Raw genomic sequence first — 16,100 nt, 5'->3', positions numbered from 1 at the left:
ATGGAAACAAATAGACAGAAAAAAATCGGCGGTGTCATCCAGAAAGATCTGGTTGATATTTTGCAAGGTGAAGTGAGAAAAAACGGAATTACTAATTTGGTAATTTCGGTATCCAAAGTTAGTGTTACTTCAGATTTATCTGTAGCAACAGTGTATTTAAGCATTTTTCCTCAGGACAAAGCCAAAGAAACTTTAGAAGGTATAAAATCAAACTCAACTCTAATTAAGCACGATTTATCACAACGTGTTCGTTTACAATTGCGTCGTGTACCAAATCTGGTATTCTTTATCGATGACTCTCTTGATTATATCGAAAAAATTGATAACGCATTATCAAACAGAGAAAACCCAATCGAAAATCGTGATCTTTTAGAAAAAAGAAGAAAATCATAAATTGAATTTCCCCCTTTACATAGCCAAACGTTATATTTTTAGCAGAAGCAAAAACAATGCTATCAATATTATTAATCGCATTGCCAGCATGGGAATTATTGTTGGCACAATGGCTTTGTTTGTGGTTTTATCTGTTTTTAGCGGATTAAAGGTTTTTAGTCTTTCGTTTACAAACGAAATAGATCCCGATCTAAAAATTACCAGTACTTACGGAAAATCGTTTTTGATTACACCCGATCAGGAAAATCAAATTAAAAAGATTGACGGGGTTGTTTTGTATACTAAAATTATCGAAGAACGTGTTTTGTTTTTGTTTAAAGACAAACAGCAGGTTACTTATCTAAAAGGTGTCGATCGAAACTATCCCGTAGTTAACGATATCAAAAAAAAACTCTTTAACGGAGATTGGCTCAAACCGGACACTTATCAGGTTGTTATTGGCTACGGAATAGCTCAGGATTTCTCGATGGGAATTCTTGATTTCGAAAACCCTTTGCAAATATTTGCGCCAAAACCGGGAAAAGGAGCAATCGAAAATCCCGAAGAAGCATTTAATAAAACAGATGTTTTACCAGTTGGGATTTATTCGATCAGTGAAGATTTAGATTCAAAATATATTTTTGCAGATTTGGGCTTAGCGCAGGAATTATTAATGTACAAGCCGAATCAAATTTCAGGAATCGAATTTAATCTGAAAGATGGAGCAAATGAAAGCGCTATTAGTACTAAACTGAATGCTATTTTCAATAATAAAATTACAATAAAAAACAGGGCACAACTTAATGAGTCCTTGTATAAAATGCTGAATACAGAAAACATAGTGGTTTACCTGATTTTTACTTTGGTGATTATTGTGGCACTTTTCAATTTAGTGGGAGCATTGATCATGATGATTTTAGAAAAGAAAGGAAATCTTAAAACCCTTTTTAATCTTGGAACAGAAATCAATAGTTTACGGAAAATATTCCTGCTTCAGGGAACTTTGTTAAGCGTTTTTGGAGGTATAATTGGCCTTGTTCTCGGTATCATTCTAGTATTGTTACAACAACGATACGAACTTATTATGATCACGCCAACCCTGGCATATCCGGTAGTTTTCAATCTTGAAAACGTACTTATAGTGATGGGAACAATTGTATCACTTGGTTTTGTGGCTTCTTTAATTGCCAGCAGCCGTGTAAGCAAAAAGTTATTGGATTAGTATTTCTCACTAAAAAATATTACTTATATTTATCCTCTTAAAAAACTACAATTTATGATTGTTTCTGCCTAATCCTATTTTATTTTCTTGAATAATTAGGATACTTACGTTTATTTTTCTTCAGTTCAGATCATTGATTCTGGACTAATATTATCATTTATCCTAACTTATCATGACAGAAACAACAATACAGAAAAGTTTATTTTCTAAGATTTTCACCACTTTAAAACAAGCAATCAAAGGAGACGAATCTTTTGATTATACCGTAGGAAGCATCAAAAAAGCCGTTATTCTATTAGCCATCCCGATGGTTTTAGAAATGATGATGGAATCTGTTTTTGCCTTGGTCGATTTATATTTCGTTGGACATTTAGAGCACAGTAGTTTTGCCATTCAAACGGTTGGTTTAACAGAATCTGTACTTGCTATTATATATTCAGTTGCAATAGGTATGAGTATGGCTGCCACAGCAGTTGTAGCAAGACGTATTGGTGAAAAAGATCCTGTTGCCGCGGCAAAAGCAGGGATGCAGGCTATTATTATTGCTTTTGTGATCAATTGCATCATTAGTCTTTTTGGAGTTATTTATGCCAAAGAAATTCTGATGTTAATGGGTGCCTCTCAGGAAGCAGCAGAACATGGTTACATTTTTACGCAAATTATGATTGGCGGAAGTTTATGTATAATGCTTTTATTCTTAATTAACGGAATATTTCGCGGAGCAGGTAACGCAGCAATTGCCATGAAAAGTCTTTGGTTAGCCAATATTTTAAATATTGTTTTATGTCCGATACTAATTAACGGTTTCGGTCCAATTCCTGCTTTTGGCTTAACCGGTGCAGCAATCGCCACCACTTTAGGAAGAAGTATTGGAGTATTGTATCAGGTATTTCATTTGTTTTTTGGCAATGGAGCTTTAAAAATTAAACTTTCTTATTTCATTCCGGATTTTCATCAGATAAAAGCATTAGTAAAAATTGCTGCTCCGGGAGTTTTACAATTCGTTATTGCTTCTTGCAGCTGGATTTTTCTGGCGCAATTGGTTGCAACAACAGGTGGAGATCACGGATCGGCTGGATATCAGACTGCGCTTAGAATTATGATGTTTTTTATTCTTCCGGCTTGGGGATTAAGTAATGCCGCAGCTACTTTGGTGGGACAAAACTTAGGAGCAAAACAAATCGATCGTGCCGAAAAATCAGTTTATACAACCGCGAGATACAATGTCATTTTTATGGCGACCATTATGGTAATTGTATTGTGTTTTGGTAAATACATTATTTCGTTTTTTACCAATGATGAATTGGTAAAAACAATAGCCGTCGAAGCCTTACAGATTATGAGTATCGGATTTATCTTTTACGGAATCGGAATGGTTTTGATCAACACATTCAATGGGGCAGGAGATACCTGGACACCAACCGGAATTAATTTCTTTGGTTTTTGGTTGTTCCAAATTCCGTTAGCCTATGTATTGGCCAAACATTTTAATATGGGACCAACAGGAGTTTTTATCGCAATTCCGGTTGCAGAAACTGCAATAACATTGGCGAGTATTTTCTTTTATAAGAGAGGGAAATGGAAACGTATTCAAGTATAGTTTATACAAAAAAAGACCTTCAAATTGTGAAGGTCTTTTTTTATATCAGGTCTTTGTCAAAGTTTTAAACTTTGACAAAGATTATATTATTGTCTAAACAAACTCATATCCAGCATAAACCTGCTCGATTTCTTTCATAATAGCGAACAAAGCTTCAGGTTCATCAGTAGTAACCAGTTTTTGTTTGTATTCTTTAAAAGAATGAATTCCTTTAAAATAGTTGGTATAATGACGACGCATTTCAACAATTCCAAGGCGTTCGCCTTTCCATTCCATTGACCACATTAAGTGGTTTCTTGCCGCTTCTACACGATCAATAACCGTTGGGGCAGCTAAGTGTTCTCCGGTTTTAAAATAGTGCTTGATTTCGTTAAAAATCCACGGATAACCAATCGCAGCACGACCAATCATGATTCCGTCAATGCCGTATTCGTTTTTATATTTTAATGCTTTTTCCGGATTGTCAATATCGCCGTTTCCAAAAATAGGCATTGTAATTCTGGGGTTGTTTTTTACGCGGGCAATGTGCGACCAGTCAGAATGACCTTTGTACATTTGTGCACGTGTTCTGGCGTGAATCGTTAAAGCCTGAACACCAATATCCTGGAGTCTTTCAGCAACTTCATCAATATTGATCGAGTTATCATCCCAGCCCAAACGAGTTTTTACCGTTACAGGCAAATCGGTACTTCTGATAACCGCTTTGGTCAAACGAACCATCAAATCGACATCTTTCAAAACTCCTGCTCCGGCACCTTTACAAACTACTTTTTTTACCGGACATCCAAAATTAATGTCAACTAAATCAGGTTTTACCGTAGAAACAATTTTAGACGAAAGCGCCATTGCTTCCTCATCACCACCAAAAATTTGAATTCCAACCGGACGTTCGTAATCAAAAATATCCAGCTTCATTCTGCTTTTGATAGCATCACGAATCAATCCTTCAGACGAAATAAATTCAGAATACATCATGTCAGCGCCGTGCGTTTTGCATAATCTGCGAAACGGCGGATCACTAACATCTTCCATTGGTGCGAGTAATAAAGGAAATTCGGGTAATTCTATGTTGCCAATCTTGACCATCTTCAATATTTTGTGCAAAATTACAACTTTTTAGTCGAATTGGCACAATTCGAGGTACAAAGGCTCAAAGTAACAAAGGGACAAAGGTTTTTTTATAACGTTGATTAAGAGCCTTTGTACCTCTGAACCTTTACAACTTTGCACCTTTTTTTCTAAACTCTGTAATCAAAAAATCGAATTGGTTTTCGACTCATTGGGTTAAAAACTAAAGGGTTCAAAGTTTCTTTTGAGGCGAATTCAATCTTTGGTGTAACCCTTAATTTTGCTCTAAAGTGATCTTTTATTTCCTGTAAAAATTCAGCAGATTGATTTTTTACAGCAATTTTTATCAGGATTTCATCTGTTCCTAAATCGTTGGTAGAGATCTCAATAATATGATTTTCGATATTGTCGAAACCACTCAAAACATCATTCATCGCTGGCGGATAAAGCGTTGTTCCTTTGTATTTTATCATTTGTTTTTTACGGCCCACAACCGGACCAACACGCAATGTGTTTCTTCCGCAGGCACAAGGACTGTTGTGTAACTGAACAATATCTCCGGTTTTAAAACGCAATAAAGGCATGGCTTCAATCCCTAAGGTGGTAAAAGTAAGTTCGCCAATTTCTCCGTCTTTTACAGGAATATTATTTTCATCCAGCACTTCAACAATAATCAATTCCGGATGGTGATGACCTCCAACACCATGCTCACATTCTGTAAAAGCAGTGCTCATTTCTGTAGACGCATAAGTAGAGAACAACTTAATATTCCATTTTTCAGTGATTTTATTGGATAAAATATTCATCGAAAAATCCTGATTTCTTAGTGATTCTCCAATGCAAATAGCACCTTTTATGCTCGAATTATTATAATCAATTCCGTGAGCTTCTGCGTATTCAATTAACTTTAATAAAAACGAAGGAACCGTAATTAGATAAGAAGGTTTGTATTTTAAAATAGAATCCCATTGCAATTCCGGGATTCCGGCTCCAACGCGAATAACACCCACTTTTAGTTTTCGTAATCCCAGAAAATAAGCCAGACCGGCCATAAATTTTCTGTCGATTGTCGTCATCAATTGTACCACATCACCTTCTGCAATTCCGGCGCAGGCGAATGAAATTGCTTCGTTATAAGCCAATCTGTCTAAGTCAGAATCGGTTAAACCAAAAGTTACAGGATCGCCTAAAGTTCCTGAAGTCGAAGCATAATCGATGATTTTATTTTGAGGAACACATAAAAAATCATCGTTGTATTCCTGTAAATTTTCTTTTGTGGTAACAGGCAAATATTGTAAATCTTCGAGTGTTTTAATTTTCGAAATATCAATGTTTTGACCCGCAAAAAGGCGTTTGTAAAAAGGAGAATTTTGACTGATATATTCTAAAAGTTCGACTAATTTTTGCTCTTGAAAATTTTTAATTTCTTCTAAAGAATCTTTTTCTATTAATGGAATCATTGTAATTTTCTTTTGATTTTTTTTAAATACTTTTCAATTGCTGTTTTGTCAGGAACTGTTGTAATTTCTTTGGTTAACGCTTTTTCAAAATTGGCCTGAGAAAGCTTGTATTCTTTTTTTTGATAAAAGTACAACCCTGCTTTGTAATACACAACCCAATAATCAGGGTTTAAGGATTGATATTGCTGAATAAATTCAGGATTGATCGTTTCTTTATTTTTAAGATACAGATCTATTTTATCATCTTCAGTTCTAAATTTTTGATACTTTTTATATTGAATAGTTTCCAGAAAAGGATCTTTTGGAATGTCTAAATTTTTCTGTTGAAATGAAACAATCGGGCTTCTTTTTCTTTCTTTAAAAATAGAATCTAAATTATAACAAACAAATTCACCTAACTGATACGGATTTGCCGAAACCCAAACCAGTTTTTCTTTTGGTTTAAAGATTATTCCGTGATGTGCCATCAACTGATTCAATGCTTTTTCGTTGCCATAACCCAAAGGGATATTTTTTAAACCGTCTTTATTTCTAAGAATTTCAGAGGCAATTTTGGGATTAATTTTAGGATTTTCTGCAAAAAGTTCCTGCATTCTTTCAAAACGATATTCAGAATGGCTGTTGGCAATTTGCAACTGATTTCGTTTTTCGTTTTTTAAATCTTCTCCCTGAAAATGGTTCGAACAAAACAACTGATCACTATTTGGGACTTCGTAAACGTCCATCTTTTTAGGCGAAACTTCGATCAAAATCGCTTTGTTATCTTGCGCACTTCCAACCATAATAGATTCTGAAACAAAAACTTCTCTTTTTTTGGCAATCGCAATGGCTTCTTCAATATTCTTGGCATGTTGTAAAATTTCACGCGTTAGAATAGAAATTGGTGTTTTAGCAATCAATGGTATTTTAGATTTCGAGGCATTGATAGTAACCGTCAAACCTTGCGCATTCATTCCGGAAACCGCACCAACCATTCCGGGCCAGGTAACCATCATAAACTGTTGACCTTCTTTCGGGTTTATAAACGCGACGATTTTATTTTCCGCGAAAGCGTCATTCACATAAAAATCAAAATTACGTCCAAGGATTAAATTTCCATCCTCAGATTTTTCGCCCCAGGCAGCAAAAGAGGAACAACCCACCAAAGCCAAATCCTGCAAAGCATGCCCAATATCGTGCGCGGCATGCAAATACAAACTCCGCTGAAATTGTGGTGCAATGTTGTCAAAATCATGCGAGGTGTATTGCGAAACACCAAAAATTTCGGTTTGATATTCTTCAGGAACATTCAGGTATAATTTCCTGTTGTACCATTTTAGAAAATTTCGAAGAAGTCGTTGTTGAAATTTTGACGGAACAATATCCTTTATTTTGGAGAAGAATATATGTTCCTGATTTTTTAAAAGAGAATCTGATAAAGCTCCGGTGTTAAGGCCAATTTCAAGAGGATCGCCTTCAACATAAAGTTCCCAAAGGCCTTGTTTATTTTTTAAAAGTGAATTTTTTCCTGAAACAAAAACGCTGTCAGATTGTTTTGTTACAATTGGTTTTGCAGCATTATATTGAGAAGTCTCAGGAAGATGATGCATGGATTTTGATGTTCCGCAGGAGGCTAACACCAATAAAAAACCAACGAAAAAAAATAAATTAATCCGGCTTTTCATATCCCTACATTTTATTCAGATGCTTTATTGATTTTAGTTACTAAATATTCTTTGCCAAGAATTTCTGAACAGGTTACAACGGCGCCAATTGTTACACCAAGAACGCCATGCATATTAATACTTTGGCCAGTAAGATATAAATTATCCAGCTTGGTTTTTGAAGGAATCAGGGTTTTCATCGGATTATTCGAATCTTTAACATATCCGTACATATTTCCGTTGTCTCCACCTATATAATCCCGATAAGAAAGCGGGGTAGAAGTATGAACAGATTGAATGCAATCTCTAATACCGGGGAATTTTATCTCGATTTCATCTAAAAATTTAGCTGCTTTTCTGAATTTAAATTCTTCATAGCTTTCTCCGCGATCATTTTCATCAACTGTAGTATTGAAAGTATTCCTCCAGGGTGCAACATCGTCATATTTCATGTAAGTGATAAAGGTCATTCCTTCGGCCCATTCTTCCTGTTTTTTTGAGGCATTCATAGAAGCCATAAAAGCTTTTGGCCATGAATTTTCGTCATAATCATGAGCGGTCCACACTTCGGAACTTTTCTTGAAATGATAATGATTGTGATTGATGTATTTAAAAGTTTCCGGTTTAAAAACGATATATAAACTGAATGCCGAAATAACGCCTTCGAGACTTTGAACCCTGCTGTAAAATGATTTTCTAAAGTTTTCTTCGCCCGCCAGTTTTAATGTTGTTTTGGGTTCTATGTTCGAGATGAAATAAGAACCTGAAACCTGAGTTCCGTCTTTCATGTCTACCGAAGTTACTTTTTTGTTTTCGACATTAAATCGAATAGCTTCTTTGTATTTATAAAACTCACCACCGTGTTTTTTAAGCTGTTTCAAAAGCTGTTTTGTAATCTGACTTCCGCCATTGATACAGCGCCACGAACTTTGAATATAAGAGTTTACAGAAAGCGCATGGACATAAAAAGGCGATTTGTCAGCAATACCCGCATACAAAAAATTAGAACCGGATAAAACGGCTTTTAGCTTTTCATTTTGTGTACATCCCTCGATTGTTTCTTTGGCGTTAAGCCCTAAAATTTCGTTGTCGTATTTGCCTTCCCATTCTAAATTATAAAGAGGAAAACATTCACAAATTGCTTTTATTTTTTTGCAATATTCCTCAATGTTTGCTTTTTCATCAGGAAAAAAAGTGACTAATTGATTGGCAAAATTGTCGTAACCCTGCGCATGCGGATATTCGTTTTCATCATCTTCAAAAGAGATAATGTCAAAACCATTTTCATCTAATTTTTTCAAATTGAGATGATCCATGATACCCAGATATTTAAAATATTTATATAAATTTTGCCCTTCTTCAAGACCTCCTATGTAGTGAATTCCGGTATCAAAAATGGTTTTATCGCGCACAAAAGTTTGCAGGTTTCCGCCGTATTGATTGTTTTTTTCTAGCACACAAACGCTGTAGCCTTCTTTTGCCAGAATAATGGCCGAGACCAATCCGCCTAAACCGCTGCCTACAATTACTACATCGTATTGCTCTTTCATGCTAATTTTTCTTTAATACGATTATAGAATTTTCTTCTGAGACAGATTGAAAACCAAAGTTAATTAAAGTGTTTTTTAAACCTGAACTATTGATTAAAATAACACAAGAAGTTGTAGAAATGATTTTCCCGAGATCCTCTTTATAATTTTCATCAGAAATTAAAAGAGCATCGTATTGATTTTCTAAAGTCAATTCGAGATCATCCACATAAGAGATTTTTCTTTTTTTAAGGAAATAATTCGTTTTAGCAACTGCTAGTTTTTCTTCGTCAGAAATAAAAGAAATTACTTTTCGTTGTGGTTCCTGCAAAGTCAGTAAAACGTCTAATTGTCCGTAATCATTGGCTAAGTGCAGTATTTTGGCTTTTGCCGAAACATGCTTGTTAAGACGATAATAGGTTTCTAAATTATGTTTTAAATCGTTTTTGACACTGTTTGTTACTTCAATTTCTTTGTAATCATAACTATGAATTACCATTTTTTTGAAATAATCCGGACCTTCTAATTCCTGACGAATTTTCTGGAATTCAGTTTTAAAATAAGCGCTTAATAGTTTCGTTCTTTCGGCGTAATTTTTCCCGAAAGAAAGATTATCAGGCGCAATTCTTTCTAAAATTGAAAGGGTCAGATAACTATGATGAATGACAAAATCGCCTTTTGGGATTGCTTCTGAAGCCCCGTGAATTAAAACAGGAACAATGTCCAGATTAAATTCTTCGGCAAGATAAAAAGCACCTTTATGAAAACGGTTGATCTGATTGCTTTCTGAACGCGTTCCTTCAGGGAAAATCATTAACGAATATCCTTCGTTTACTTTTTGGCGCAAATGTTCAACGCCGCCTTCGATACCTTCTGAAACCCGATAAAAACCTGCTTTTCTAACCGTTCCGCCAAAAATAGGAGAGTTGTAAACCCAGTCGTTTACCAGAAATATAATTTTAGGACTCAGCATTCCCATTGCCAGAATATCAATAAACGAAGAATGATTAGCAATAATGATGGCTGGTTTTTCGAAATTTTCATTAAACTTATTAATGACTTTTTTATGCAAAAACGGATTGGAATACAATACGGAATTCATGAATTTTGAAATCACATATCGGAAACCTTTCATTTTTGTTTTTTCCTTTATTGGAAGAATCGGCATGATGGTGATACTGAAAATTGACATCAAAATACCGCCTAATCCGTAATAGGTAAACGAAATAATACCGTGTATAAAAGTGCGCAATACAAAAGGTGGATTTCCTTTTTTTGCACGATTGGATATGAATAATTTAAAGAGAATCGGGTAGAAGATAAACGTTATGATTAGTGCCGCAAAAACCCCAATTAAAGAAACAGAAGAAATGGATCTCAACGCTGGGTGACGTGCAAAAATCATGGCACCAATTCCTAAAATAGTTGTGATAACCGCCAGAATTATGGAAGTTCTGTAAATCGCGATTTCGTTTTTTCCGTTGGTATATTCTTTTTGAAGTGCGCTTGTCATGAAAATACTAAAATCGACACCATGACCAAAAATCAGCGTACAAACAATCATGCTGAAAATGTTCATCTGGATGCCAAAGATTCCCATAATTCCTGCCGTTACAATTCCGGTTAAAGCAATTGGAATACAGCTTACGATGACCAATTCGACTCTGCGGAAAAAGAAAAACAAAATCAGGATTACAGCAACAAACGAATAATTAACCAGCGAATTAAAATCGGTTTTTAAAGTACTGAAGAATGTTTCATTCATTTGCTGACGATCAATCGCAATCAGATTATTTTTGGTGGAAGCCGATTTTACAAAAGCATCTCGCTGCTCAGGCGTTACTTTTACTAAAGTAGAAATCGTGAAGAATCCATTTTTTTCGGTTACAAATTCTTTCAGTTGCAAAACCTGAATTTTCAGATATTCTGAAGCTGAAATGGGTTTGAAAGTAAAATTTAAATGATCAAAAAAGGCAGAATATGTTGTGGGTTTGAAACCTAGTTTTGCACCTTCAGCAATCAATTCAGATGCTAAAAGTTGTTTTTTATTAGCATCCCAAAACGAATTCCATTTATCGATTTTTTGTTGTTGCTCTTTTTGCGAAAGCATAATTCCGCCAACCGAACTGAAATTCAATATTTTGTTGGTTTGTTTTTCCTTCGATAAATCGGCAAAAAGTTGAGAGTTGTTTTGCAAAACTTCTTCCATGCTTTTTCCGTACGAAGCCACATAAATGGTTTTGGAGGTTAAGCTCGTGCTTTCTTCCAGATCTTTTTCGGCGGCTTTGATTTCTTTTGGAACAAAATTCAATTGCGATAAATCATTATTGAAGCCAACGTTATTATAAGTAAAGCAGCAAATAATGGTGATTAAAACGCAAAAACCAATCAAATATTTATTGTTATGAAAAGAGAAATGTGCCAGTTTATCGATGACATTTTTCTTATGTTCAAAATTATTTTCTTTCGGTTTATACAAATGCGGCACAATCAAAAGAGAGAAAAGACCCGTTACCATAACAATCACGGCAGCAAAAATGCCTAAGTCATTTAAAGCATCAGATTTTACAAAAAGCAAACATAAAAAAGCGACAGCCGTAGTTGAGCTGCTCATAATTACGGGCATTGTAATGTCTTTGTACAGCGTTTTTACGTCGCTGTTATGTTTGTAATGTGTGAGAATATGTATCGAATAATCGATTGTGATTCCTAGTAAGATTGAGCCAATCCCAAGAGAAATGGCTGAAATTTGTTCTTTTACAAAATATAAAAAAGCCACGGCGAACAAAGCGCCAAAAACCGTTGGAAGAAAAATAATTAACGGAATCAATACTTTTCGATAAAACAAAATCAAGATCAGCATCAGCGTGATCATTGCGATTGTTGTGGTTAAGATAATATCGCTTTTGATTTGATTGGCATTGGCAACCGCAATCAAAGCCGAACCAAAATAAGTTATCGAAGTTTTGCTTTTGAATTTCTGGTTTAGATTCTCCTGAATCGATTTTAGTTTTTCGGCAAAAATGGTATTCTTTTCCGTTTCGCTCGAAGGAAGATTTGACGTTATAAAAAGCAACAATTTCTTTTTGTCTTTGGTCATTACAAAACCATTGTTGAGGGTGAAATCGTCACCAATATTCAGTTGCTGTAATTTTTTCAGAGCAATAAACGAAATCCCAAGGGGATCTTGCAGGATAAAATCCTTAGTTACAAATCCGGATGGAGAAATGATCGATTTGTAATTTCCCTGAACCGTTGCGGCAATACTATCTTTTTGAAGTTTGTTTTGAATCGCAGCATAATCTTTATTCTCCAGGAAAAGCGGTAAATTATTGTAAACAAAATCTATCGTTTCCTGAATGTTTTCTTCGTCAATTTTTCCCTGAATTCCGGTTACATATGGTTTGCACGATTTGGCAATACTATCAGAAAAAGCAGTTGCCATTTCTTTTAAATCGTCTTCAGTTCCGTTTTTATCAAGTTTGAAAATAACCGTGATTTTATCAGCAAAGTTGAGTTGTTTCAACACTTTTGCCGTAACATCAGCCTTATCATTTGTTGGGATAAGCTTTGTAATATCTTCTTCAAACTTTATTTGAGAGGCAAAGAATCCAAAACCAAAAAGCATCAAAATAGCCAAAGCAACCGATAAAGTTTTTTGTCGGTTTATAAATAAGTGAATGGCGTAGAAGTATTGATGCATAATTATTTATTATTTTTTTTTTGCCACTCCCGATAGCTATCGGAATAAAGGGATTAAATTGATTTTAAGTTCTGTGTCAGTTCGCCACGAATTTCACGAATTTTCGCGAATTAATTTGTGCTAATTTGTGAAATTTGTGGCGAAAAAAATCAGCGTAAATCCTTTTAATCTTTGCCATTTTTACGTAATATTTGTTTTATTCTTAGAACTAAAAGCCGTTAAAAGTAAATAACTTATAAGGCCAAAAGTCAGCGCCAAAACGGATGCTAAAATAAGACTTCCGACGATATATTGGGTTGCATTTTTTTGAATATCATCGAGTGTAACCGAACTGTCTAAAATTAGCGGCGCATCATTCGATACAAAGTAACTTCCCATTTTTAGCGAACCGTAAATAACAAAAGGAATAAAAGGAGGAAAACTCACATTCGAAGCCAGATAAGCAATCACTTTATTGAGCCTGAACAAAGCCGCGAAAGTAAAAAGCAAAACGGTTTGAAATCCCCAAAAAGGCGAAATACCTATGAAAATACCCAAAGCAATTGCGGCTGATTTTTTGAAATTAGAATCAGAACTTTCTAAGATATCTTCGAGAAAGAATTTTTTAAAACCTTTTTTTTTTGCTCTTCTAAAAAAATCTCTTGGTTTGATGTACAACAATGCGTTTAGAACCAAAACGGTATTTAGAATACTGATTCGGGTAAAATCCTTGAACGGACGAAAATGCGAAACACGTTCTGCAGGATCATACAAAATCTGAATCGGGATGTTTTTTACCACAATACCTTTCCAGGCAGAACGCACAATTACTTCAATTTCGAACTCAAATTTATTGGTATAAAATTGTTTTGGAATTAAGTTTAAGGGATATAATCGAAATCCGGATTGAGTATCTTCCAATACAATTCCGGTTTCGAATTTAAACCAGAAATTCGAAAATTTGTTTCCAAAACTACTTTTCTTTGGCACGTTTTCCTGTGCCATATTGCGGCTTCCTATCAAAAGAGAATTTGGTTCCTTTTGAATTTCGGCAATAAAATTTGGGATATCAGATGCAAAGTGCTGACCATCAGAATCGATCGTGATGGCATATTCAAAATGCATTTCGATCGCTTTTCTAAAACCATTTCGAAGCGCCCTTCCTTTTCCTATATTTCGGGGATGGTGAATTTGGGTAAGCTTCGAATATTGCTTTAAAATTTCTTTTGTTGTATCTGTAGAACCGTCATTGACGATAATAATATTCGAAGTAAAATCTAAAATAGAATCCAGCACTTTTTTCAACGTTTTGTGATTATTGTACGTGGGTACAATAACACAAAAATTGGTCGAATTAAGTAATTCCTGCTGTGATAAAGTTGGTTGCATTGGGATTTTTTTCTTTACCTACTTCACAAATTGCTTCTCTTTTTCAGAGAAACTTTTCGATTGCAAAACAAAGTTTTTTAGGTATTCTTTCAAAGCGCCTGTTTGCTCTGCATAATGTTCTGTAATGAACTTTTTATCTTCTTTAATATTCTTTTTATAACCCGTAATTCCAGGAACATCTTCCTGAATACTCAATCGAATCATTCTGATTTCGATATTGTTGGGGTCAGTTTTTAAAGTAGCTTCAAGAAGTTTTGCCCCTTCTTTAAAACGGGAAATTTTGCTTCCTATTAAGTTTTCAAATTTAGAATCGACAAGTATTGAAGCTGCTTTGTACGCCACTAAAATTTTCTCATCGCTGTTTGAGATTCCGGAAAGTTTTTCTGTAAATTCTTTAGCATTTGCTTCTGATTTTGCAACGTCAGGATATACCTTTCGAATGGATGCTAAATCTGGATTTCCGGCAAAATTTATCCATAAGAGTATTGACAATAGTAATTTCATAATTATAGTTTTTTATACGCATTGCTTAATTTTAAAGCAACGGTATCATTAAAATATGTGGTGTTTTTCACCTTTACCAAATCATCCTCTGTGGTAGTTATATCAAGTTCTAAACGCAATTCCGGATTCGTTTCCGGATTGATCAATGCCATAAATTTTACATTTGTAAGCGTCTGAATCATCAAAGTACTTTTGGTAATCGATTCTGTAAGTTCTTTAATTATCTGAATCATGCAAACGCCCGGCATAATTGGGTTTCCTGGAAAATGACCTTTAAAAACCTCATGATTGGCATTAACTAATATACGAATATTAAATTTAGCATCTCCTGTTTTTTCTTCTGAAAGCACTTTATAAAAGTCTTTTAAAACCATATTTGTATTTTTTTATTTCGTTTCAAAAGAGTAAGAAATACCTATTTGAAAATTGACATTAGTATTATAATCACCAAATAAATAATGGCTATTAGAATTATTATGATAGTAATCGCTGTCTAAAACATCTAAGAGACCTTTTTTAAATCGAAATTCAAAAGCAAGACCAGATGGCATCTTATAAGCAACACCGGTAACAAACGAAAGATCATTATATGTTTTTCTAAAAGCTAAATTGTCGCTTAAAAGAACATCTAAAGCCGGCCCAAATTGTACCTGAAACTGAGCAAATTTTAATTTGTTAAGCAGGCCAACCGACAAATAACTCATTTGTAAATCCTGATAAACTGTTCTTTCTGTTTGCGTATCTTGATCAATAAAATTACGGGCGACATTATTAGATCCTTGTCTGATGTAATTTATTTCGGGCTGTAAAGCATAACGTTTCGTGAAATTTATTTCTCCAAAACCACCAACATAAAAATCAGGTCTGTAGTTGGCATGCATTTCTGAAATGGTAGAAAGAGACAAACCACCTCTTACACCTGGTTGAAAAGTTACCTGAGCCTGTACTTTTGCTAAGGCAAAAAAAACGAATAGAGCAATTGCTAATTTACTTTTATACATTATTTTACTTTAAAAGTGTAACTAATACCAATCTGGAAAACCTGATTCAGGATAAGATCATTATAGCGATAACCATTATCGTCATACTCAACTCCATCGTAGCCATAAATATCAACTAAACCTTGTTTTAATCTTGCTTCGAATGTTAATCCGTTTGGCAATGTATATCCAACGCCTCCAACAATGGCAAAGTCAAAACCTTCAGGATTGCTGTTGATATAATTATCAGAAATTTTTAAATCTACAGACGGACCTCCTAAAATGTGGAAACCTTTACCGCCAATGTTAAATTTTGCAACCGCGCCAAGTGTTAAGTAGTTTAATTCATAATTTACGTAACGATAATTATAGCCGTTTCCAAAATACTCTCTTCCTTCATCGCCTTGTCTTGAATAGGTTATCTCAGGCTGTAAGGAAAAATATTTATTAAACTTAATGTTTACTAATCCACCAACATAAAAATCTGTTTTAGATCTATTATCATCAATATTAGTTAATGTTGATAAATTTAAACCGCCTCTAAGCCCGGGACTAATTTTTACTTGTGCTTGAGGAGATTGAATTCCGATAAATAAAACAAAAGCAATTACGGCTAATTTTTTCATTTTGATTTGATTTAAAGTTTATGAC

At 34.5% G+C, this 16,100-nt stretch carries 13 protein-coding genes; 3 read left to right on the top strand and 10 right to left on the bottom strand.

What is annotated here, in order from left to right; all coding sequences use genetic code 11:
- The 3 genes from rbfA to GIY83_RS19530 all read left to right on the top strand — a co-directional run bounded on the left by rbfA (nt 1) and on the right by GIY83_RS19530 (nt 3,194).
- Nucleotides 1-393: a 30S ribosome-binding factor RbfA gene (gene rbfA, locus GIY83_RS19540; protein ID WP_041519807.1), complete on the top strand. Its 393-nt coding sequence runs from the start codon at nt 1-3 to the stop codon at nt 391-393.
- 1 nt (nt 394) lies between these two features.
- Entirely contained in the window at nt 395-1,594 is a 1,200-nt protein-coding gene (locus tag GIY83_RS19535) for an FtsX-like permease family protein (RefSeq protein ID WP_208683001.1), read from the top strand.
- Between the two features lie 172 nt (nt 1,595-1,766).
- A complete protein-coding gene (locus GIY83_RS19530; protein ID WP_208682998.1) occupies nt 1,767-3,194 on the top strand; it encodes an MATE family efflux transporter in 1,428 nt (475 codons plus the stop codon).
- 93 nt (nt 3,195-3,287) lie between these two features.
- On the opposite strand, the gene dusB is transcribed toward GIY83_RS19530, so the two are convergent.
- The 10 genes from dusB to GIY83_RS19480 form a co-directional block, all read right to left on the bottom strand.
- Entirely contained in the window at nt 3,288-4,280 is a 993-nt protein-coding gene (gene dusB, locus GIY83_RS19525; RefSeq protein WP_194615050.1) for a tRNA dihydrouridine synthase DusB, read from the bottom strand.
- Between the two features lie 152 nt (nt 4,281-4,432).
- On the bottom strand, nt 4,433-5,722 hold the full coding sequence (locus GIY83_RS19520) for a phenylacetate--CoA ligase family protein (RefSeq protein ID WP_194615051.1): 1,290 nt from the start codon (nt 5,720-5,722) through the stop codon (nt 4,433-4,435).
- Nucleotides 5,719-7,386, bottom strand: coding sequence for a C45 family peptidase (locus GIY83_RS19515; RefSeq protein WP_208682996.1), 1,668 nt, complete (start codon nt 7,384-7,386; stop codon nt 5,719-5,721). The genes GIY83_RS19520 and GIY83_RS19515 overlap by 4 nt, the downstream gene beginning before the upstream one ends.
- A gap of 11 nt (nt 7,387-7,397) precedes the next feature.
- Nucleotides 7,398-8,915: an NAD(P)/FAD-dependent oxidoreductase gene (locus GIY83_RS19510; RefSeq protein WP_208682994.1), complete on the bottom strand. Its 1,518-nt coding sequence runs from the start codon at nt 8,913-8,915 to the stop codon at nt 7,398-7,400.
- A 1-nt stretch (nt 8,916) separates the two neighbouring features.
- Nucleotides 8,917-12,597 carry a 1-acyl-sn-glycerol-3-phosphate acyltransferase gene (locus tag GIY83_RS19505; protein ID WP_208682992.1) on the bottom strand — a complete coding sequence of 1,227 codons (3,681 nt, stop codon included), beginning with the start codon at nt 12,595-12,597 and terminating at the stop codon, nt 8,917-8,919.
- A gap of 180 nt (nt 12,598-12,777) precedes the next feature.
- Nucleotides 12,778-13,965 (bottom strand): DUF2062 domain-containing protein, encoded by a 1,188-nt coding sequence (locus GIY83_RS19500; RefSeq protein ID WP_194615055.1) that lies wholly within the window; start codon nt 13,963-13,965, stop codon nt 12,778-12,780.
- Between the two features lie 18 nt (nt 13,966-13,983).
- Nucleotides 13,984-14,469: a hypothetical protein gene (locus tag GIY83_RS19495; RefSeq protein WP_194615056.1), complete on the bottom strand. Its 486-nt coding sequence runs from the start codon at nt 14,467-14,469 to the stop codon at nt 13,984-13,986.
- Nucleotides 14,470-14,471: 2 nt separating this feature from the next.
- Nucleotides 14,472-14,843 carry a 3-hydroxyacyl-ACP dehydratase gene (locus GIY83_RS19490; protein ID WP_194615057.1) on the bottom strand — a complete coding sequence of 124 codons (372 nt, stop codon included), beginning with the start codon at nt 14,841-14,843 and terminating at the stop codon, nt 14,472-14,474.
- Between the two features lie 12 nt (nt 14,844-14,855).
- Nucleotides 14,856-15,470 carry an outer membrane beta-barrel protein gene (locus tag GIY83_RS19485; RefSeq protein ID WP_208682991.1) on the bottom strand — a complete coding sequence of 205 codons (615 nt, stop codon included), beginning with the start codon at nt 15,468-15,470 and terminating at the stop codon, nt 14,856-14,858.
- Nucleotides 15,470-16,075, bottom strand: a complete 606-nt coding sequence (locus GIY83_RS19480; RefSeq protein ID WP_208682988.1) for a porin family protein — start codon at nt 16,073-16,075, stop codon at nt 15,470-15,472. Before GIY83_RS19480 ends, GIY83_RS19485 begins: the two co-directional genes overlap by 1 nt.
- Nucleotides 16,076-16,100 lie beyond the last annotated feature (25 nt).

The sequence above is a fragment of the Flavobacterium sp. SLB02 genome (assembly GCF_009664855.1).
In the GTDB taxonomy this organism is placed as follows: domain Bacteria; phylum Bacteroidota; class Bacteroidia; order Flavobacteriales; family Flavobacteriaceae; genus Flavobacterium.
The sequence above is the reverse complement of the archived record's forward strand: the minus strand, read 5'-3'. Positions and strand labels throughout refer to the sequence as shown.